Source organism: Geodermatophilus sp. SYSU D01119 (genome assembly GCF_054049975.1).
This window is the reverse complement of record NZ_JBJGYL010000033.1, coordinates 1-20,168: the sequence shown is the minus strand read 5'-3', so window position 1 is coordinate 20,168 and position 20,168 is coordinate 1. Positions and strand designations below refer to the sequence as shown.

Annotated in this window: 17 protein-coding genes and 1 pseudogene; 8 read left to right on the top strand and 10 right to left on the bottom strand. The window is 74.3% G+C overall.

Annotation, left to right across the window (positions count from 1 at the left end; genetic code table 11):
• Positions 1 to 27: 27 nt before the first annotated feature.
• The 8 genes from araA to ACI79X_RS20360 form a co-directional block, all read right to left on the bottom strand.
• A complete protein-coding gene (araA, locus tag ACI79X_RS20395; RefSeq protein ID WP_457027243.1) occupies positions 28 to 1,536 on the bottom strand; it encodes an L-arabinose isomerase in 1,509 nt (502 codons plus the stop codon).
• Positions 1,537 to 1,550: 14 nt separating this feature from the next.
• Positions 1,551 to 2,225 carry an L-ribulose-5-phosphate 4-epimerase gene (locus ACI79X_RS20390; RefSeq protein WP_457027242.1) on the bottom strand — a complete coding sequence of 225 codons (675 nt, stop codon included), beginning with the start codon at positions 2,223 to 2,225 and terminating at the stop codon, positions 1,551 to 1,553.
• Entirely contained in the window at positions 2,222 to 3,844 is a 1,623-nt protein-coding gene (locus tag ACI79X_RS20385; RefSeq protein WP_457027241.1) for a xylulokinase, read from the bottom strand. The genes ACI79X_RS20390 and ACI79X_RS20385 overlap by 4 nt, the downstream gene beginning before the upstream one ends.
• Before the next feature lie 146 nt (positions 3,845 to 3,990).
• Positions 3,991 to 5,037: a LacI family DNA-binding transcriptional regulator gene (locus ACI79X_RS20380; RefSeq protein ID WP_457027240.1), complete on the bottom strand. Its 1,047-nt coding sequence runs from the start codon at positions 5,035 to 5,037 to the stop codon at positions 3,991 to 3,993.
• A 74-nt stretch (positions 5,038 to 5,111) separates the two neighbouring features.
• Complete coding sequence (gene yjfF / locus ACI79X_RS20375; RefSeq protein WP_457027239.1) at positions 5,112 to 6,176, bottom strand: galactofuranose ABC transporter, permease protein YjfF; 1,065 nt, start codon at positions 6,174 to 6,176, stop codon at positions 5,112 to 5,114.
• A complete protein-coding gene (locus ACI79X_RS20370) occupies positions 6,173 to 7,354 on the bottom strand; it encodes an ABC transporter permease (protein WP_457027238.1) in 1,182 nt (393 codons plus the stop codon). The genes yjfF and ACI79X_RS20370 overlap by 4 nt, the downstream gene beginning before the upstream one ends.
• Positions 7,347 to 8,894: a sugar ABC transporter ATP-binding protein gene (locus tag ACI79X_RS20365; protein WP_457027237.1), complete on the bottom strand. Its 1,548-nt coding sequence runs from the start codon at positions 8,892 to 8,894 to the stop codon at positions 7,347 to 7,349. The genes ACI79X_RS20370 and ACI79X_RS20365 overlap by 8 nt, the downstream gene beginning before the upstream one ends.
• A gap of 94 nt (positions 8,895 to 8,988) precedes the next feature.
• A complete protein-coding gene (locus ACI79X_RS20360; protein WP_457027236.1) occupies positions 8,989 to 9,981 on the bottom strand; it encodes an ABC transporter substrate-binding protein in 993 nt (330 codons plus the stop codon).
• A gap of 265 nt (positions 9,982 to 10,246) precedes the next feature.
• Here ACI79X_RS20360 and ACI79X_RS20355 point away from each other — a divergent pair, with 265 nt between their 5' ends.
• A complete protein-coding gene (locus ACI79X_RS20355) occupies positions 10,247 to 11,197 on the top strand; it encodes an aldose 1-epimerase family protein (RefSeq protein WP_457027235.1) in 951 nt (316 codons plus the stop codon).
• An 86-nt stretch (positions 11,198 to 11,283) separates the two neighbouring features.
• Here ACI79X_RS20355 and ACI79X_RS20350 read toward each other — a convergent pair whose 3' ends face one another.
• Positions 11,284 to 12,636, bottom strand: coding sequence for a dicarboxylate/amino acid:cation symporter (locus ACI79X_RS20350; protein ID WP_457027234.1), 1,353 nt, complete (start codon positions 12,634 to 12,636; stop codon positions 11,284 to 11,286).
• Positions 12,637 to 12,885: 249 nt separating this feature from the next.
• Here ACI79X_RS20350 and ACI79X_RS20345 point away from each other — a divergent pair, with 249 nt between their 5' ends.
• From ACI79X_RS20345 to ACI79X_RS20325, 5 genes are read left to right on the top strand one after another with little or no spacing between them, the layout of a single operon-like run.
• Positions 12,886 to 13,212 carry a DMT family transporter gene (locus ACI79X_RS20345; protein WP_457027233.1) on the top strand — a complete coding sequence of 109 codons (327 nt, stop codon included), beginning with the start codon at positions 12,886 to 12,888 and terminating at the stop codon, positions 13,210 to 13,212.
• On the top strand, positions 13,212 to 13,781 hold the full coding sequence (locus ACI79X_RS20340; RefSeq protein WP_457027232.1) for a TetR/AcrR family transcriptional regulator: 570 nt from the start codon (positions 13,212 to 13,214) through the stop codon (positions 13,779 to 13,781). Before ACI79X_RS20345 ends, ACI79X_RS20340 begins: the two co-directional genes overlap by 1 nt.
• Positions 13,782 to 13,826: 45 nt before the next feature.
• Positions 13,827 to 14,408 (top strand): sugar O-acetyltransferase, encoded by a 582-nt coding sequence (locus ACI79X_RS20335; RefSeq protein ID WP_457027231.1) that lies wholly within the window; start codon positions 13,827 to 13,829, stop codon positions 14,406 to 14,408.
• Positions 14,405 to 14,962, top strand: a complete 558-nt coding sequence (locus ACI79X_RS20330) for a TetR/AcrR family transcriptional regulator (protein WP_457027230.1) — start codon at positions 14,405 to 14,407, stop codon at positions 14,960 to 14,962. Before ACI79X_RS20335 ends, ACI79X_RS20330 begins: the two co-directional genes overlap by 4 nt.
• 21 nt (positions 14,963 to 14,983) lie before the next feature.
• The gene (locus tag ACI79X_RS20325) at positions 14,984 to 16,180 is read left to right on the top strand and encodes an MFS transporter (RefSeq protein WP_457027229.1); all 1,197 of its coding nucleotides are present in this window, start codon (positions 14,984 to 14,986) and stop codon (positions 16,178 to 16,180) included.
• Between the two features lie 13 nt (positions 16,181 to 16,193).
• Here the strand turns inward: ACI79X_RS20325 and ACI79X_RS20320 are convergent, their stop codons facing one another.
• The gene (locus ACI79X_RS20320) at positions 16,194 to 16,871 is read right to left on the bottom strand and encodes a GntR family transcriptional regulator (RefSeq protein WP_457027228.1); all 678 of its coding nucleotides are present in this window, start codon (positions 16,869 to 16,871) and stop codon (positions 16,194 to 16,196) included.
• A gap of 155 nt (positions 16,872 to 17,026) precedes the next feature.
• Here ACI79X_RS20320 and ACI79X_RS20315 point away from each other — a divergent pair, with 155 nt between their 5' ends.
• Together ACI79X_RS20315 and ACI79X_RS20310 are read left to right on the top strand one after the other, a co-directional pair.
• A complete protein-coding gene (locus tag ACI79X_RS20315) occupies positions 17,027 to 18,550 on the top strand; it encodes an aldehyde dehydrogenase (protein ID WP_457027227.1) in 1,524 nt (507 codons plus the stop codon).
• A 31-nt stretch (positions 18,551 to 18,581) separates the two neighbouring features.
• Positions 18,582 to 19,997, top strand: a pseudogene (locus tag ACI79X_RS20310) (FAD-dependent oxidoreductase).
• The last annotated feature ends 171 nt before the right edge of the window (positions 19,998 to 20,168 follow it).

Below are 20,168 nucleotides of genomic sequence, written 5' to 3'. Positions count from 1 at the left end.
CGCGGGGAGGTCGCCGGCCGGCGGCGGTCAGAGGCCCCCGGCGAGGCGGTGGTAGGCCGCGCTCCAGCGCAGCTCCTTGGCCAGCGACCGGCGGGTGGTCGTGTCGTCGATGAGCACCAGCTCGGTGCCGAAGACCTCGGCGAGGTCGGTGAGCTCCTCGGCGCCCAGCGCCGTGGACAGCACCGTGTGGTGCGGCCCGCCGGCGGTGAGCCAGCCCTCGGTGGCCGTCTCGAAGTCCGGCCGCGGCCGCCAGACGGCGTGCGCCACCGGCAGGTTCGGCAGCGCCTCACCGGGGTCGACGACGTCGATCTCGTTGGCCACCCACCGGAACCGGTCCCCGAGGTCGCACCACCCGACGACGACGCCCTCGCCGGGTGCGGCGGTGAACACCAGCCGCGCGGGGTCCTCCCGGCCGCCGATCGACAGCGGGTGCACCTCCACCCGCGGCCTGCCGCCGGCGATCGTGGGGCACACCTCGAGCATGTGCGCGCCGAGGACCCGCGGTGTCCCGGTGAGGTCGTAGGTGTAGTCCTCCATGAACGAGGTCCCGCCGGGCAGACCGGCGGCGGCGACCTTCAGCGTGCGGAGCAGGACGGCGGTCTTCCAGTCGCCCTCGCCGCCGAACCCGTAGCCGTCGGCCATGAGCCGCTGGACGGCGAGACCCGGCAGCTGGCGCAGGCCGCCGAGGTCCTCGAAGTTCGTGGTGAACGCGCCGAAGCCGCCGTCGCCGAGGAAGGTCCGCAGCGCGGCCTCGATCCGCGCCTGGTAGCGCACCGCCTCGTGCCGCTGCCCGCCCGGGCGGCAGTCGTCGGCGAAGGAGTAGAGGTCGCCGTACTCCTCCACCAGGGCGTCGACCGCCTTCTCCTCGACCGCGTCGACGACGGCGACGAGGTCGTTCACGCCCCAGGTGTTCACCGAGACGCCGAAGCGGATCTCGGCCTCGACCTTGTCCCCCTCGGTGACGGCGACGTCGCGCATGTTGTCGCCGAAGCGAGCGAGCCGGAGCGACCGGACGGCGGTGGCCGCGGCCGCCGCGCGGGCCCAGGCGCCCACGCGGGCGCGCACCCGCGGGTTGCCGACGTGGCCGGCGACCGTCGTCCGCGGCATGCGCAGCCGGGTCAGCACGAACCCGTACTCCCGGTCGCCGTGGGCGGCCTGGTTGAGGTTCATGAAGTCCATGTCGATCGTCGCCCACGGCAGGGCGGCGTCGGCCTGGGTGTGCAGGTGCAGCAGCGGCTTGCGCAGCGCGTCGAGGCCGGAGATCCACATCTTCGCCGGGCTGAAGGTGTGCATCCAGGTGACCACGCCGACGCAGGAGGGATCCTCGTTCGCCTCCCCCATCGTGCGGCGGATGGCGCCGGCGTCGGTGAGCACCGGCTTCCACACGACCCGCACCGGCACCTCGGTGGACTCGTCGAGCGCCTTGGCCACCCGCTGCGACTGCTCGGCGACCTGCAGCAGCGTGTCCTCGCCGTACAGCCCCTGGCTGCCGGTCAGGAACCACACCTCGTGCGCGGCGAACGGGTCTGCGACCACGACGGCGTTCCTCCTCACTGTCCGTAGACGTTCTGGTAGCGCGCGTACAGCGCGTCGACGTGGCCGGGGCTGATCGGCAGCGGTTCCCCGAGCTGCCGGGACAGGTGCACCGTGCGGGCGACGTCCTCGCACATGACGGCCGCCTTGACCGCGTCGCGGGCGGACGCGCCGACGGTGAAGACGCCGTGGTTGCGCATGAGCACCGCCGGCGAGCGGGAACCGCGCAGCGTGGCCACCACCCCCCGCCCGATCGAGTCGTCGCCGATGAGGGCGAACGGCCCGACCGGCACGGGGCCGCCGAACTCGTCGGCCATCGCCGTCAGCACGCAGGGGATCTCCTCCGCGCGCGCCGCCCAGGCGGTGGCGTAGGGGCTGTGGGTGTGCACCTGGCCGCCCACCTCCGGCATCTCGCGGTAGACGTGGGCGTGTGCGTCGGTGTCGCTCGAGGGCTTGCGGACCCCGTCGACGACGCCGCCGTCGAGGTCGCAGACCGTGATGCCCTCCCAGGACAGGCCGTCGTAGGAGACCCCGCTGCCCTTGATGACGAACAGGTCCTCGCCGGGCACCCGCTCGGAGACGTTCCCGGAGGTCCAGGTGACCAGGCCGTAGCGGGTCAGCTCGGCGTGCAGGCGGGCGACGTGGTCGCGCTGCGCGCGGTGTGTGCCGCGCTCGGTCAGGACGGCGGTCATCGGGGTTCTCCTCGCTGGGCGGGGCTGACGTGGTCGACGGCGGCGCGCTCGACCGGGAGCGCGGCGACGTAGCGCTGCATGAAGGCGTCGAACCCGGCGACGTCGACCGGGTCCGGCTCGGCCGTCCGCACGTCCGCGCCGGGGAAGACCGTGGTCTCCAGGTAGTCCGCCAGGCTCCGGTCCGGGGAGCGACTGGCGGCGAAGGCGGCCAGGACGGCCATGCCCCAGGCGCCTCCCTCGCCGGCGACGTCGCCGACGGAGACCGGGGTGTCGAGGGCGGCGGCCAGGAAGCGCTGGGCGACGCCCTCGGTCTTGAACAGGCCGCCGTGGGCGAACATCCGGTCGAGCCGCACGCCCTCGGCCTGTTGCAGGACGTCCATGCCGATCCGGAGCGTGGCCAGGGACGAGTACAGGTGGGTCCGGACGAAGGTGCCGAGTTCCAGCCGGCTGTCCGGGGACCGCAGGAAGAGCGGCCGGCCCTCCCCGAGCCCGGTGATCGGCTCCCCGGACAGGTAGTTGTAGGCCAGCATCCCGCCGCCGTCACTGGCGCCGGCGAGCGCCCCGGTGAACAGGACCTCGAAGACCGCCGAGGGGTCCGCCGGGGCCCCCAGGGCCCGGGCGAACTCGGTGAACAGCCCGACCCAGGCCTCCAGCTCACTGGCCCCGTTGTTGCAGTGCACCATGGCCACCGGGTCGCCGGCCGGCGTGGTGACCAGGTCCAGCTCGCGGTGGACCCTGGCGAGCTCGTGCTCCAGCACGACCATCGCGAAGACGCTGGTGCCGGCGGACACGTTGCCGGTGCGCGGAGCGACCGAGTTGGTGGCGACCATCCCGGTGCCCGCGTCGCCTTCCGGCGGGCAGAGCGGGATGCCGGGGCGCAACCGCCCGGTCGGGTCGAGCAGCTCCGCGCCGGCCTCGGTGAGCTCGCCGCACCGGTGGCCGGCGGACTCGATCCTGGGGAGCAGGTCGGCGAGGTTCAGGTCCACCCCCGCCTCGGCGGCCAGCTGGTCGAACCGGGCCAGCATCCCGGCGTCGTAGCCGCGGGTGCCGTCGTCGATGGGGAACATGCCGCTCGCGTCACCGATGCCGAGGACCTTCTCGCCGGTGAGCCTCCAGTGCACGTAGCCGGCCAGGGTCGTCAGGTGGTCCAGACGACCGACGTGCTCCTCGCCGTCCAGGATCGCCTGGTAGAGGTGCGCGACGCTCCACCGGTGCGGGACGTTGACGCCGAACTCCGCGCTCAGCCGCTCGGCCGAGCGTCCGGTGTTCGTGTTGCGCCACGTGCGGAACGGCGTGAGCAGCTCACCGGAGGCGTCGAACGCGAGGTAGCCGTGCATCATCGCCGACACGCCCAGGACCCCGACCGTGGACAGCTCGACCCCGTGACGCCGCCGCACGTCCTCGACCAGGGCGGCGAAGCTCTGCTGCACCCCGGTCCAGACGTCGTCCAGGGCGTACGTCCAGATCCGGTCCACGAGCTGGTTCTCCCAGTCGGAGCTGCCGACCCCGAGCGGGACGTGGTCCGGCCCGATCAGCACCGCCTTGATCCGTGTCGACCCGAGCTCGATCCCCAGGGCCGTGCGCCCGCCGGTGATCACTGCGCCGGCGTGTTCCGGCATCGGTCCTCCTGCTCTGACGCCGGCCGGGCCGGCCGACGTCGGGAACGGGTCGCGGCGGCCGCGCCCGGGGGTCATCGGGTGTGCTGGGGACCCGTCGCGGACGCGACGGGGGGAGCGCCCCTGCCGGGGCGCGGGGACGGCGGGTGTCAGTCGCCGGGCGGCGGCGCGGTGGAGGCGCGGACGACGAGGGTCGCGGGGACGACGACGGCGTCCTCGGCCGAGGACCAGCCCGGGTCCTCGATCCGCTGCAGGAGCAGGTCCACGCAGCGCCGGCCCACCTCGGCGAAGTCCTGCCGCACGGTGGTGAGCGGCGGGCGCAGGTACTCCGCCTCGGCGATGTCGTCGAAGCCGACCACGCTGACGTCCTCGGGGATCCGGACGCCGCCCTCGGCCAGCGCCCGGATCATCCCGAGCGCCATGTGGTCGTTGGCGACGAACACCCCGGTCACCGGGACGCCCGCCGCCACCAGCGCGAGACCGGCCTCGTAGCCCGACCGCGCGCCCCAGTCGCCGGGGAGCACGACGTCGGCGGCCAGGCCGGCGGCGGCCATCGTCTGCTGCCAGCCGTGCAGTCGCGCGGCGGACTCGATCCAGTCCTCCCGCCCCGTGACGTGGCCGATCCGGCGGTGCCCGAGGTCGACGAGGTGCCGGGTGGCCTGCACCGCGCCGCCGACCTGGTCGATCACCACGGACGTGATGCCGGGAGCGGCGCCGCCCTCGACGGCCACCGCCGGGAGGTCGGCCGGCAGCCCGGCCATCACCCGGACCGCCGCGCGCTGCGGCGCCAGGACGACGACGCCGGACACCGAGTGCTCGCGCAGCCGCTCGACCGCCTCGGTGAACCCCTCCTCCGAGAGGTCGGGCACGGTGGCGACGTGCACGTGGTAGCCGCGCTCGCGGGCCGCCTGCTCGAGGCTGAACAGCGTGCTCGCCGGGCCGTAGAGGCCGGTGTCGAACGCGACGACGCCGATCGTGTCGGTGCGGCGGGTGACCAGGGCCCGCGCGGTGAGGTTGCGGCGGTAGCCCAGCTTGTCCATGGCCGCGAGCACCCGGGTGCGGGTCTCCTCGGCCACGTGCGGGTGGTCGTTGAGCACCCGGGACACCGTCTGCGCGGAGACGCCCGCGAGCCGGGCGACGTCGGTCATGACCGCGGGACGGCTGCCGGCCGCCTGGCCCCTCGGTCGCGCGCCCATCGCCGCCGATCCTGTCAGGCCGCGGCGGGTCCCGCGGCCCGTGGCGCCGCCCCGGGCCGGGCTGCCCAGGGTGGTCACGACGTCGATCCGGCGCGCCGTGCGGTGAGCCGCTGCAGCACCACGAAGACCAGCAGCAGGACGCCGATGGTGATCTTCGTCCACCAGGAGTTCAGGCCGCCGTCGAAGTCGATGAGCGCCTTGATCGTGCCGAGGACCAGGACCCCGAGCAGCGACCCGACCACCAGCCCCCGCCCGCCCACCAGCAGCGTGCCGCCGATGACCACCGCCGCGATCGCGTCGAGCTCCAGGCCGATCCCGTGCAGGCTCCAGCCGGAGAGGATGTAGACGCTGAACAGCAGTCCGCCGAGCGCGGAGCAGAAGCCGCTGATGACGTAGACGCCGACCTTCGTCCGGCCGACGGCCAGCCCCATCAGCGCCGCGGAGGACTCGCTGCCGCCGATGGCGTAGACGGTCCGCCCGAAGCGGGTCCGGTGCAGGACGTAGGCCGCCACCGCCACGACGACCAGCGCGAGGACCGCGCCGTAGGACAGGAACGTCCCGCCCGGCAGCTCGACCACGTTGATCGCGACCGCGGTGAACAGGTCGTCCTGGATCGGGATCGAGGGCCCGCTGATGGCGAAGCAGATCCCGCGGGCCAGGAACATCCCGGCCAGCGTCACGATGAACGGCTGCAGCTGCAGGCCGTGGATGGCCAGCCCCATCAGCCACCCGAGCAGCGACCCCGTGGCGAGCACGGCGACGACGACCAGCGGCGCCGGCCAGCCCGCCTGCAGCAGGCTCGCGGCCATCACCGTGCCGAGCGCGACCACCGCCCCGGAGGAGAGGTCGATCCCGCCGGTCAGGATCACGAAGGTCATCCCGACCGCGAGCACGATCAGGTAGGCGTTGTCGACCAGCAGGTTCAGCGCCACCTGCGGGTACCCGAAGTTCTCGTAGCGGACCGAGCCCGCGCCGAAGAGCACCACCAGCAGGACCGCGGTCATGAGCACCGAGACGGTGCTGGACCCGGTGCTGGTGCTGCGCAGCCAGCGGCGCACCGCGCCCTGCCACCCCGGAGCCGTCGCCGGGACCGGCGGCCGGTCGGGGGCCTCGGGCAGCCGGGTGTCGGAGACGGTCATCGGAGGACCCCCTGCTCGGCCGGGCGGCCGGGGACGGACGCGGAGCCGGCGGCCGGCTCCGCGGTGGACGGCCGGGCCGGTCCCGGCGGGGGAGGACCGGGGTCCCCGGCGCCCGCCGCCGGTCCGGCGGGGGCGGCGGCGCTCCGCCGGCGGCGGAGCGCGGCGCGCACCCGCGGCGCCTGCAGCAGGAACACCATGATGATCACGACGGCCTTGAACAGCCGGATGTACTCGTCGGGCAGCCCCATCGTCAGCACCGTGGTGGTCAGCGTCTGCAGGATGAGCGCGCCGACGACCGTGCCGGTCAGGGAGTAGCGCCCGCCGGCCAGCGACGTCCCGCCGATGACGACGGCGAGGATCGCGTCGAGCTCGATGAACAGCCCGGCCCGGTTGGCGTCGGCCGCGCTGACGTTGGCGGTGACCATGAGGCCGGCCACGGCCGCCACCAGGGCGACGAAGACGTAGACGGTGAAGGTGATGCTGCGGGCCCGGACGCCGGCCAGCCGGGCCGCGGCCGGGTTGACGCCGACGGCCTCGATGAGCACGCCCAGTGCGGTCCGACGGGTGAACAGCCCGACCGCCAGCAGCACCAGCGCCGTGATGACCACCTGGACCGGCAGCCCGAGGAGGAAGCCGCCGCCGAGCCAGTCGAAGACGGGGTTCTCCGCGGTGACGATGTTGCCGTCGGTCACGAGCATCGCGATGCCGCGGCCGGCGGTCATCAGGACCAGCGTCGCGATGATCGGCTGGATCCCGACGACCGCGACGAGGAACCCGTTCCAGGCCCCGAGCACCAGCCCGGCGGCGACGGCGACCGCGATGGCCAGCGCCGCGGTCGCACCCGAGGACGGGTCGTCCGAGCCCTCGATGATCGTGAAGGCCACCGAGCCGGAGATGGCGAGGACCGCGCCCACCGACAGGTCGATGCCCCGGGTGGCGATCACCAGCGTCATGCCGACGGCGATGAGCAGCACCGGCGCGACGTTCTTGACGACGTTGACGAGGTTGCCGAACAGGTGGCCGTCCTGGATCCGCAGGCTGAAGAAGCCCGGGTTGGCCACGAGGTTGAACAGCAGCAGGACGCCCAGTGCGGCGAGCGCCCAGAGGACCGGGGAGCGGCGGGCCCGGTCGAACAGGCCGCCGGCCGCGCGCCGGGGGCCGGTGGAGGTGTCAGTCACGGGCGTTCCCCCGGGCGATGAGGTCGACGACGCCGTCGAGGGTGGCGTCGGAGGCGTCGAGGTCGGCCACCGTGTGGTGGTCGCGCAGCACCACGACGGAGTCGCAGATGCGCAGGACCTCCTCGAGCTCCGCGGACACGAAGACCACGGACATCCCCTCCGCGGCCAGCTGCGCGACCAGTTCCTGGATCTGCGCCTTGGCCCCGATGTCGATGCCGCGGGTGGGCTCGTCGAGGAGGAGCAGCCGCGGCTCGGTGAGCAGCCAGCGGGCCAGCAGCACCTTCTGCTGGTTGCCGCCGGAGAGGTTGCGCAGCAGGGCGCCGGGATCGGCCGGCCGGACGTCGAGCGCGCGGATGTAGCGGGCGACCATCTCGTCCCCGGCGCGGCGCGGGATCGGCCGCAGCCACCCGCGCCGGGCCTGCAGGGCGAGCAGGACGTTGTCGCGCACCGTCAGGTCGCCGACGACGCCCTCGGCCTTGCGGTCCTCGGAGCAGAAGGCGATGCCCTGGGCGATCGCGCTCCGGGGCGAGCGCAGGCGCACCGGCCGGCCGTCGACCTCCACGCGGCCGCTGGTCGCGCGGTCGGCGCCGAACAGCAGGCGGGTGAGCTCGGTGCGCCCGGAGCCGAGCAGCCCGGCGAGTCCGACCACGCGCCCGGCGTGCACGCGGACGTCGGCGGGCTCGACGGCGCCCTTGCGGCCGAGGCCGGTGGCCGCCAGCCGCGGCACCGCGCCCTCCTCGACCGGCCGCGGCGCGGCGCGGTCGAGGTCCTCCAGCGTCGCCAGCTCGCGGCCGATCATCGCCCGCACGAGCTCGGTGCGCGGGAGGTCCGCGGTGCGGTGCTCCCCCACCAGCCGGCCGTTGCGCAGGACGGTCATGCGGTCGCTGATCGCGTAGACCTGCTCGAGGAAGTGCGAGACGAACAGGATCGCCACCCCGCGGTCGCGCAGGGAGCGCACGACCCGGAACAGCTCGGCGACCTCGCCCGCGTCGAGGCTCGACGTCGGCTCGTCCAGGACGAGGACCCGGGCGTCGGTGTCGACGGCGCGCGCGATCGCCACCAGCTGCTGGACGGCGATGGGGTGTGACCCGAGGACGGACCTCGGGTCGATGTCGAGGTGCAGCTCCCGCAGCACCCGCCCGGCCCGCTCCCGGGAGGCCCGCCGGTCGATCGAGCCACGGCGGCGGGGCTCACGGCCGAGGACGATGTTCTCGGTCACCGTGAGGTTCGGGCAGAGGTTGACCTCCTGGTACACGGTGCTGATGCCGGCCGCCTGCGCGTCGGCGGGGGTGGCGAAGCGCTGCTCGACGCCGCCGAGGGTCACCGTGCCGGCGTCGTAGGCGTAGACGCCGGTGAGTGCCTTGATCAGCGTGGACTTCCCGGCGCCGTTCTCGCCCATCAGGGCGTGGACCTCGCCGGGGAACAGCCGCAGCGAGACGTCGTCGAGGGCCTTGACGCCCGGGAACTGGATGGTGATGCCGGTCATCGCGACGACCGGCTCGGGTGCGGCCGGCGGGCCGGCGGCGGGGGCTGGGGACACGGGAGTCCTCTCGGGAGGTGGTACCCGCCGCCCGCCCGGGGGTGGACACCCGGGCGGGCGGGGGCGGGGGCCGGACCGGCTCCCCCGGACGGGATCAGTACTTCCGGTCCGGGAGGGCCTCCCGCGCCTGCTCCTGGGTGAAGGTGGTCTCCTCGGTCACCACGCGCTCGGGGACCTCCTCGCCGTCGAGCACCTGCTGGGCGAGCTCCATCAGCTGCTCACCGAGCAGCGGGTTGCACTCGACGATGAAGTTGATCTTGCCGTCGGCGAGCGCCTGCATGCCGTCGCGGACCGCGTCGACCGAGATGATCTGGATGTCCTGGCCGGGCACCTTGCCGGCCGCCTCGATGGCCTCGATGGCGCCCAGCGCCATGTCGTCGTTGTGCGCGTAGACGGCGTTGATCTCGGGGTTGGAGTTGAGCATCGCCTCCATGACCTCGCGGCCGCCGGTGCGGGTGAAGTCGCCCGACTGCGAGGCCACGATCGTCAGGTTGGGGCTGTCGGCGATCGCCTCGGCGAAGCCCTCCTGCCGGTCGATCGCCGGCGCGGCGCCGGTGGTGCCCTGCAGCTCGGCGATGTTCCACTGCGCGCCGGTCGAGGCCCAGTTCTCCACGGCCCACTCGCCGGCCTTGCGGCCCTCCTCGACGAAGTCCGAGCCGAGGAAGGTGACGAAGAGGTCCTCCTGCTCGGTCTCCACCGAGCGGTCGGTGAGGATCACCGGGATGTTCGCGCGCTTGGCCTCGAGGAGGACGGCGTCCCAGCCCGTCTCGACCACGGGGCTGAAGGCGATGACGTCCACCCGCTGCTGGATGAAGGAGCGGATCGCCGAGATCTGGTTCTCCTGCTCGCCCTGGGCGTCGGAGAACTGCAGCTCGATGCCGGCGGCCTCGGCCGACTCCTGGATGGACTGGGTGTTGGCGGTGCGCCAGCCGCTCTCGGCGCCGACCTGCGCGAAGCCCATCGTGATGGTGTCGTCACCGCCGCCACCGCCTCCGCCGCCGCTGCCGCTGGCCGAGCCGCCGCAGGCGGCCAGCCCGAGGGCCGCGACCGACGCCGTGACGACGGCGAGGAGCTTGTTCCTGATCAACGTCTGCCTCCTGTGAGTTCCTGCCGGCCCGTCGGGTCCGGACACGTGGTGCTCCCCGGAGCGACCACCGCTGACTGGTCCCGGGGACGCGCTCTCAGGCGGCTCGTCCTGCGGGCCCGGCGACGCTGCTGGGCGTGACGCGGGACACTGTGAACGCAAACATGCATCGCCGTCAAGGGGTCCCGGCAACCCGTCGGAGTCCCGCGCGACGCGGCGCTCCGCGCGGACATGGGGCGTGCATCACAGTCTGTTAACGTTCGCAGCCATGGTGCACGCGCCTCCCCCCACCGGCCGGCAGGTCCACCTCCGCGCCGGGGACGTCACCGCCGTGGTGACCGAGGTCGGCGGCGGTCTGCGCCGGCTGCGCCTGGGCGACCGCGACCTGGTGGCGGGCTTCGACGCCGCCGACCTGCGGCCGGTGTTCCGGGGCTCGGTCCTCGTCCCCTGGCCCAACCGCATCGGCGAGGGCCGCTACCGCTGGGCGGGCCGGGAGGAGCAGCTCGCGCTCACCGAGCCGGACCGCCGCACGGCGCTGCACGGCCTGCTGTGCTGGACCCGGTGGGAGGTGCACGACCCCTCCCCCGACGCCGTGTCGCTGGGCGCCCGGGTGGTCCCCCAGCCGGGATACCCGCACCGGCTCGACGTCGTCGTCACCTACCGGGTGCACGAGGACGGGCTGTCCTGGCGGCTCGAGGCGGAGAACACCGGCGGCACCGCGGCGCCCTACGGGTGCTCGGTGCACCCCTACCTGGTCGCCGGGCCCGGGCGGGTGGACGACTGGACGCTGACCCTGCGGGCCGCCGAGTACCTCGAGGTCGACCCCGGGCGCCTCCTGCCGGTCGGCCGCCGGCCGGTCGACGGCACGGCCCTCGACTCCCGGCGCGCCCGCACCCCCCTGGCCGGGGTGGCCGTCGACCACGCGGTCACGGCCGTCGCGCCGGAGGCCGACGGGAGCGCCCGCGCGGAGGTCCGCTGCGCCGACGGGAGCGGGGTGGCGCTGGAGTGGGACCCGCGGGCGCTGCCGTGGGTGCAGCTGCACACGGCCGACCGCCCGGAGCCGGAGCTGCACCGCGCGGGGCTGGCGGTCGAGCCCATGACGTGCCCGCCGGACGCCTTCCGCAGCGGCGAGGACGTGGTCGTCCTCGAGCCGGGCGGCCGGCACGCCGCGGAGTGGCGGATCCGGGCGCTCGCCGCGGACCCCGCCGGTTCCCGCTGACGACGACGGGCCGGCGACCTCCGCGGGGAGGTCACCGGCCCGTCGGGCGGTGCGGGGATCAGGCGGTGCGGATCAGGCCGTGCGGATCAGGCGGTGGCGGGCTGGCGCAGGTCGGCGTCGACCCCGCCGGTCTCCTCGGCGACCGGGGCGGAGGCCCGCCCGGTGCGGAACCGCTCGACGTCGAGGATGCCCTCGCGCTTGGCCACGATCGTCGGCACCAGCGCCTGGCCGGCGACGTTCACCGCGGTGCGGCCCATGTCGAGGATCGGGTCGATCGCCAGCAGCAGGCCGACGCCGGCGAGCGGCAGGCCCAGGGTGGACAGCGTGAGGGTCAGCATGACCACCGCGCCGGTGACGCCGGCCGTGGCGGCCGAGCCGACGACGGAGACCAGCGCGATCAGCAGGTAGTCGGTGACCGACAGGTCCACGCCGAAGAACTGCGCCACGAAGATCGCCGCGAGCGCCGGGTAGATCGCCGCGCAGCCGTCCATCTTCGTCGTCGCGCCCAGCGGCACGGCGAAGGAGGCGTAGGACCGCGGGACGCCCAGGTTCTGCTCGGTCACCCGCTCGGTCACCGGCAGGGTGCCGATCGACGAGCGCGAGACGAAGGCCAGCTGGATGGCCGGCCAGGCGCCGGCGAACCAGCGCAGCGGCGAGAGGCCGTGCAGCCGGAGCAGCACCGGGTAGACGACGAACAGCACCAGGGCGAGGCCGGCGTAGACGGAGCCGGCGAAGACGCCGAGGCTGCCGAGGGAGTCCCAGCCGTAGCTGGCGACGGCGTTGCCGATGAGGCCGACGGTGCCGATCGGGGCCAGCAGGATGACCCACCACAGCACCTTCTGGACGATCGCCAGCGCGGAGCGGACCAGGCGCAGGAACGGCTCGGCGGGCTCGCCGACCTTGAGGACGGCGACGCCGATGGCGACCGAGATGACGATCAGCTGCAGCACGTTGAACGACAGGCCCACCGAGCCGTCGTCGCCCGCGGAGGCCTGCAGGCCGAGGATGTTGCCGGGCACCAGACCGGTGAGGAAGTCCCACCAGCCGCCGGTGGTGCCGGGGTCGGTGGCGGCGGCCGCGTCGACGGAGTTGTTGCGGCCGGGCTCGGTGAGCAGGCCCAGGCCGATGCCGATGGTGACGGCGATCAGCGCGGTGATGCCGAACCACAGCAGGGTCTGCGCGGCCAGCCGGGCGGCGTTGGAGACCTGCCGGAGGTTGGCGATGCTGACGATCACCGCGGTGACGATCAGCGGCGGGACCAGCGCCTTGAGCAGCGTGACGAAGGTGCCGCCGACGGTCTGCAGGGTGCTGGTGAGCCAGTTGGGGGTCCCGTCGGCGACGGGGCCCATCTCGCGGGCGACGAGGCCGAGGACCACGCCGACGACGAGCGCGAGGAGGACCTGCGCCGCGAAGGGGACGCGGCGGAGACGTGCGAGCACGGAGGGGTGCCTTTCGGAGCGGGGAGGACGTCAGGAGGGGTGGAGGGCGCCGCGGCGACAGGCGGCGGTCGTCACCCGGCCGTAGTCGAGCGCGCGGCGGCGCGTGAGTCCCCAGAGGTCGTGCACGAGGAGGTCAATGCCGCCGGGGGCCGGCTCCATCCCGCCTGTGCGGCAACTCACGATCTTGACCGGGCCGGTACTCGTGTACTGTTCTACTGGTACTGACGTACCACTCCGAGGGAGCGCACGATGGCCTGGGCCCTGCTCGTCACCGCCGGCCTGTTCGAGACCGCCTTCGCCGTCTCGCTCAAGCAGTCGGAGAACTTCACGCGCCTGTGGTGGTCGGTCGCGTTCGTCGTGTGCGCCGCCGCGAGCTTCCTGTTGCTGTCGGCCGCTCTGCGCACGCTGCCGGTGGGCACCGCCTACGCCGTCTGGACCGGCATCGGCGCCGGCGGCACGGCGATCGTCGGCATGGCCGTCCTCGGCGACCCGACCACCACCATGCGCATCGTCGCGATCCTGCTCATCCTCGGCGGCGTGCTGCTGCTGCAGCTCGCGCCGTCGGCGGCGCACTGATGACCCGCCTGACCGGCAAGGGCGAGGCGAGGCGCGCCGCGATCGTCGAGGCGGCCGCGCGCGTGCTGGCCGAGGCGGGGCCGGACGCGCTGACCCACCGGGCCGTCGTCGCCGCCTCGGGGGTCCCGCTGGCCGCCACCACCTACTACTTCGCGAGCATCGACGACCTGCGGGCCGCGGCCGTGGCCGCCCTCGCCGCGCAGGAGCGGGCGGAGGCCGAGGAGCTGGTCGCCGGGGTGTCCCGCCGCGCCCGCTCCGCGGCGGCGACCGCGCGCCTGGTCGTCGACGTCGTCCACGGGGCCGGGCGCACCGGCGACGACGAGCTGCTCGCCCTCTACGAGCGGTTCCTGGCCTGCGGGCGGCACCCGGCGCTGCGGCCGGTGCTGCGCGACGCCCGGCTCGCGATCGACGCCGCGCTCGCCGACCTCCTCGACCGGTGCGGCCGCGCCGGCACCGACGTCGCCACGCTGGTCGCCCTGGTCGACGGGTCGACGGTCTCGGCCCTGGTGGAGGGCGACGGCTCGGCGCGGCGCCGGGCCGAGGAGGCGGTGGCCCGGGCGCTCGCGTGAGGATCGCTGTGTACGGACGTTCCTAGTATGTGTACGGTCGTCCGCATGGCCGCTCCCGCCGACCCCCGCACCATGCGCGAGCGCATGCTCGCCGGTGACCTCTACATCGCCGACGACCCCGAGCTGGCCGAGGCGAGCGCGCGGGCGCAGGACCTCGCTGCGGCCTACAACGCCACCACCGCGCGGCAGCGCCCGCTGCGCCGCCGGCTGCTCGGCGAGCTGCTCGGCGCCGTCGGCGAGGACACCGAGATCCGCCCGCCGCTGCACGTCGACTACGGCAGCTCCCTCCGCATCGGCGCCCGCTGCTTCGCCAACTTCGGCCTGGTCGCCCTCGACGTCGCGACGATCACGATCGGCGACGACGTCCAGATCGGGCCGAACGTCCAGCTGCTCACCCCCACGCACCCGGTGGAGCCCGGCCCGCGCCGGGACAAGTGGGAGGCCGCGCAGCCGATCACCATCGGCGACAACGTCTGGCTCGGCGGCGGCGTCGTCGTGCTCCCCGGCGTCACCATCGGCGCGGACACCGTCGTCGGCGCCGGCTCGGTGGTCACCCGCGACCTGCCGGCCGGGGTGGTCGCCGTCGGCAACCCGGCGCGGGTCGTGCGCACGCTGGAGCCGTCGTGACCCAGGCGCCCGTGCGCCGGGCCCGACGGCACGACCCCGGGCGGCGCGACCGGCTGGTGGCCACCACCGTCGACGTCATCGCCGAGGTGGGCGTCGTGGGCGCCACGCACCGGGCGATCGCCCGCGCCGCCGACGTGCCGCTGGGGTCGCTGACCTACCACTTCGCGTCCCTGGACGAGCTGCACACCGCGGCCTTCACCCGGCACGTCGACGAGGTGGCGCCGCGCTTCGACGAGCGGATGCGGGCGGCGGCCGACACCGCGGCCGCGCTCGAGGTGCTCGTCGCCCACCTCACCGACGACCTGCTCGTCTCGCACCGCGACTTCGTGGTGATGGTCGAGCTCTACGCCGCGGCCGCCCGGCGGCCGGCGCTGCGCGCGGTCACCCAGGACTGGATGCAGCGCAGCCGCCGCAGCCTGGAGCGGCACTTCGACCCGGTCACCGCCAGGGAGATCGACGCCATGGTCGAGGGCCTGGTGCTGCACAGCGCCCTGTCGACCGACCCCATGACCCCCGACCAGATCCGCGCGGCCTTCGCCCGCTTCGCGCGCTGACCCCTCCCGGACAGGACACCCGTGTCGGACACCCTCGCGGTCCCCGCGCACCTGCGCGCCGCCCGCGCCGCCGTCGCCACCTGCTTCTTCGTCAACGCGGTGCTCTACGCCAACCTCGTGCCGCGGCTGCCCGAGGTGAAGGACCGCCTCGACATCGGCAACGCCGCCCTCGGCGCCGCCCTCGCCGCGCTCCCCCTCGGCGCCCTGGTGAGCGCGCTGGCCTCGGCCGCGCTCATGCGTCGCTTCGGGTCGGCGCGGGTGGCCTCGTGGGGGCTCGTCGGGCTCGCGGGAGCCATCTGGGGCGCGGCCGTGGCGCCGTCGTGGTGGACGCTGGCCGCCGCGCTGTTCGTCGCCGGGGCGCTGGACGCCGTCGTCGACGTCGCGCAGAACGCGCACGGGCTGCGGGTGCAGCGGGCCTACGACCGGTCGATCCTCAACGCCTTCCACGGGCTCTGGAGCGTCGGCGCGGTGGCCGGTGGCCTGCTCGGCTCGGCCGCCGCCGGCCTGCGCGTGCCGCTCGCGGTGCACCTCGGCGTCGTGGCGGTGGTGTTCGCCGTCGTCGCGCTGGTCGCGTATCGCCGGATGCTGCCCGGCCCCGACCACGAGGAGCCCGCCGGCGACGACGGCGCCCCGTCGGCCGGGCGCCCGGGGATGCGGGCGTCGCTCGGCGCGATGGCCGCCCTCGGCGTGCTGGCCACCTGCGGGGCGTTCGTGGAGGACGCCGGGTCGTCGTGGGCCGCGCTCTACCTGCGCGGCGAGGTGGGCACGGGTGTCGCCACGGCGGGCCTGGGCTTCGTCGCGCTGTCGGTGGCGATGACCGTGGGCCGGCTGACCGGCGACCGGGTGGTCGACCGCTTCGGCCAGCGCCGGGTGGCCCGCGGCGGCGGCGCGCTGATCGCCGTCGGCATGGGCCTGGCGCTGGCGGTGCCGTCGCTGGCGACGACGCTCGTCGGCTTCGCGCTCGCCGGGCTCGGCGTGGCCACCCTCGTCCCGGCCGTCTACGCCGCCGCCGACGAGCTGCCCGGCCTGCGGCACGGCGTCGGCCTGACGGTGGTCAACTGGCTGCTGCGGATCGGCTTCCTCGCCTCGCCGCCGCTGGTCGGCGCGGTCGCCGACGCCACGAGCCTGCGGGTGGGCCTGCTCGGCGTCGTGCTCGCCGGCGTCGTCACCCTCGTGCTCGGCCGGGCCCTGCGGCCGAGCGTGTCAGCCGCGGCCTAGCGCCCCGCCGCCGTCAGGAGGCCAGCGCGGCGGAGCCGATCGCCGAGCGGGCCGCCGAGCGGATGTGCTCGCGCCACAGGCGGCTGGCACCCTCGGCGTCACCGGCGACGATCCGCTCCACGACGCCCTCGATCTCGGCCATGCTCTGCGCCGGCCGGCCGGGCTCGGACAGCGACCGCCCACGCAGACGCGCGAGCCGGTTGCCCAGCAGTTGCGCTTGGGCGTGCAGCACGTCGTTGTCGGCCCCGCGGTAGAGGACGTCGTAGAAGGCGTTCTTGCGCGCCAGCATCTCGGTGACGTCGCCCCCGGCGTGCGCATCGCGCAGCGCCTCGACGGCGGTCAGCAGCGCCTCGCGGTCCTGAGCCGACGCCCGCTCGACGAACAGCCGGACCGCCAGGCCCTCCAGCGCCTCGCGGACCTCGAACAGGCCCCGCGCCTCGCGCTCGCTCATCTCCGAGACGGTCGGCCCCCGGTGCGGCACGACGACGATGAAGCCCTCGGCCTCGAGCTGCCTGTAGGCCTCCCGGAGCGTGTTGCGCGACACGTCGAGCTGCTCGCACAGCTCCCGCTCGATCAGCCGGGTCCCCGGCGCCAGCCGGCCGCTGATGATCTCCGCGCGGATGGCCTCGACCGCCATGGAACGCAGGGAGGACAGCCGCGGGATGGGTGCCAGGCCGGGGACGTCGCTCATGGCGCCATCGTAGCGGGATCCATCGGCCCTCTTGCTGGATTGTTGAACAATCCCTTAGTGTGGTCTGCGCCACCACAGCGATGCCGGCCGCCGGCCGCCTCAGCCGCCGCACACACCGGGCGGCACCCGCACCCCCGAGAACGAGGTCTTCACCGATGTCCCTTGCGCCCTCTCCCCTCTCACCGCTCACCGAGCTGGGGACCACCCGCTACGGACTGTTCATCGACAACCAGCAGGTCGAGCCGGCTGAGGGCAGGTACCTCGACGTCGTCAACCCCGCCAACGGCCGGGTCTGGGCGCAGGTGCCCGACGCGAGCCTGGCCGACGTCGACCGCGCGGTCGCCAGCGCACGAGCGGCCTTCGAGGGCGAGTGGGCCGGCTGGCGTGCCGCCGACCGAGCCGCCTTCCTGATCCGCTTCGGCCAGGCCATCGCCGACCACGCCGACGAGATCGCCCAGCTGCAGGTCGACGAGAACGGCAAGCTGATCCGCGAGATGGCCGGTCAGGCGCGTCTCATGCCGGAGTACTTCAACTACTACGCCGGCCTGGCGCAGATGCCGACCGGTCACACCAACCCACTGCACCTCAAGCAGATGCTCAACTACACGGTGCGCGAGCCGCTCGGCGTCGTCGCCGCCATCACGCCGTGGAACTCTCCGCTGCTCCTGCTGGTCTGGAAGCTCGGCCCGGCCCTCGCCGCCGGGTGCACGGTCATCGCCAAGCCGTCGGAGATCACGCCCGTCTCCACCATCCGCATCGCCGAGCTGGCCGCGGAGTGCGGGCTGCCGCCGGGCGTCTTCAACGTCGTCACCGGCTACGGGCAGCCCTCGGGCACCGCGCTGACCACGCACCCCGGCGTCGACAAGATCGCCTTCACCGGCTCGACCGCGACCGGCCAGGCCATCGCCTCGGCTGCGGGACGCAGCCTCAAGAGCCTCTCCCTCGAACTGGGCGGCAAGTCGCCGAACATCGTGTTCGAGGACGCCGACCTCACCAGCGCGGTGAACGGCCTGGTGGCCGGCATCTTCGGTGCCAGCGGTCAGACCTGCATGGCCGGCTCGCGGATCCTCGTGCAGCGCTCGATCTACGACCGCGTCGTCGAGGAGCTCGCCGAGCGCGCCGAGCGCATCACCGTCGGCGACCCGCAGGACGACCGCAGCGAGATGGGCACCGTCGCCTGCCGACCGCAGTACGACAAGGTCCTGCACTACATCGACGTGGCGAAGAACGAGGGCGCCCGGCTCGTCGCCGGCGGGACGCCGGCGACCGTCGACGGCCTCGAGGACGGGCTCTTCCTGCGGCCGACGGTGTTCGCCGACGTCCGCAACGACATGCAGATCGCCCAGGAGGAGGTGTTCGGCCCGATCGCCGCGGTCATCCCCTTCGAGGACGAGGACGACGCCGTGCGGATCGCCAACGACACCCAGTTCGGCCTGGCCGCCGGCGTCTGGACCGGCAACGTCCAGCGCGCCCACCGGGTCGCGAGCCGCCTGCGCGCCGGGACGGTGTGGATCAACAACTACCGCAAGACCGGCTACAACACGCCCTTCGGCGGCTACAAGCAGAGCGGCGTCGGCCGGGAGAACGGGCCCGACGCACTGCGCGAGTACCAGGAGGAGAAGTCCGTCTGGGTCGACATGGGACAGGGCGTCAAGGACCCGTTCAATCCCCGCGCCTGATCCGCGTCCCGGCTTCCAGAGGAGACCTCCCGTGACCACCCGTGACATCGTCGTCATCGGCTCCGGCATCGCCGGGCTCTCCGCCGCCGTGGCGGCGGCCGAGGAACTGCAGGGCCGCGACGACGCCCGCGTCGTCCTCGTCGACCGGGCCGACCGGCTCGACGCCGGCGGCCTGACGAAGTGGACATCGGCCTACCTGCGCATCGACGACGTGTACGAGCCGGGCGAGACCTTCGTCAGCGACGTCGTCGGCTTCTCCGACGGCCGCACCCCCACCTGGTACGTCGAGTCCCTGGTCGAGCACCTGCCCGAGACGATGGAGTGGATCCAGGACAAGGGCGTCCGGTTCCGCAAGCTCCCGACGTACTTCATCAACAGCAACCGGCCGCGGCTGCAACCGGTCGGCGGCGGGGAGGCACTGCTCGACGCGCTCCGTCCCGCCGCCGAACGGCTGGGCGTGCAGTTCCGCTAACGGACGACGGCCCAGCGGCTCGTGCTCGACGCCGCCGGCCGGGTGACCGGCCTCGAGGTGGACGGCGACGACGGGCCCCAGGTGCTCCCCGCGGCCAGTGTGGTCATCGCCTCCGGCGGGTTCGAGGGCTCCGTGGAGCACCTGACCCCGGAGCTCGGCGGGGACTGCTCCCGGCTCCGGCACATCGCGCCCGGCGTCCAGTTCAACAAGGGCGAGGGCATCCGCATGGCCCTCGAGGCCGGCGCCGCCCGGGCGGGACAGTGGAACTCCTTCCACGCCGAGCCGGTCGACCCGCGCTGCGACGACCCCGAGCCGCTGCTGATGGTCTTCCCGTACGGCATCCTCGTGAACACCGAGGGGCGACGGTTCGTCGACGAGGGCCGCGGCACCGTGGACGAGACCTACGAGGCCACCGCGCGGGAGATCTGGCGGCAGCCCGAGAGCACCGCCTGGTTCGTCACAGACCAGCACTTCACCGAGGTCGAGGCCCGCGAGCGCGGCATCCTGACGAGCAAGAAGCCGGTCACGGCGGGCAGCGTCGAGGAGCTCGCCGCGGCGCTGGACCTCCCGGCCGACGCGCTGGCCGCGACGATCGCCGGGTACAACGGGGCCGCTCGCCGGGGCGGCGCCTTCGACTGGCGCACCCCTGACGGGCTCGCCACCGAGGGGATCGAGCCGCCGAAGAGCAACTGGGCGGTGCCGCTGACCCGGCCGCCGTTCATCGCCTACCCGGTGGCCTGCGCGATCGTCTTCACCTTCGGCGGCCTCGACGTCGACGACCGCGGCCGCGTGCTGTCCACCTCCGGGTCGCCGATCGAGGGTCTCTATGCCGCCGGCGAGTGCACCGGCCTCTACCACGGCAAGTACCCCGGCGGCACGTCCGTGCTCCGCGGCATGGTCTTCGGCCGACTCGCCGGCCGGGACGCCGTGCACTCGCTCACCCCCGCCGCCCTGTCCGGCCGGCCCTCCGCCTGACCCGTCCCGGGGGGCGGGCCCCCCCCCGCCCCCCCGCCCCCCCCCACGGCCGGTGGCGCCGCCGGAGCCCGCCCCGTCGAGGACGTAGGAGACGTCGCACACGGCGCAGTAGGGCTCGAGCACGGCCAGCGCCCGCCACACGTGGCTGCGCGGCGCGGCCACCTCGCGGGT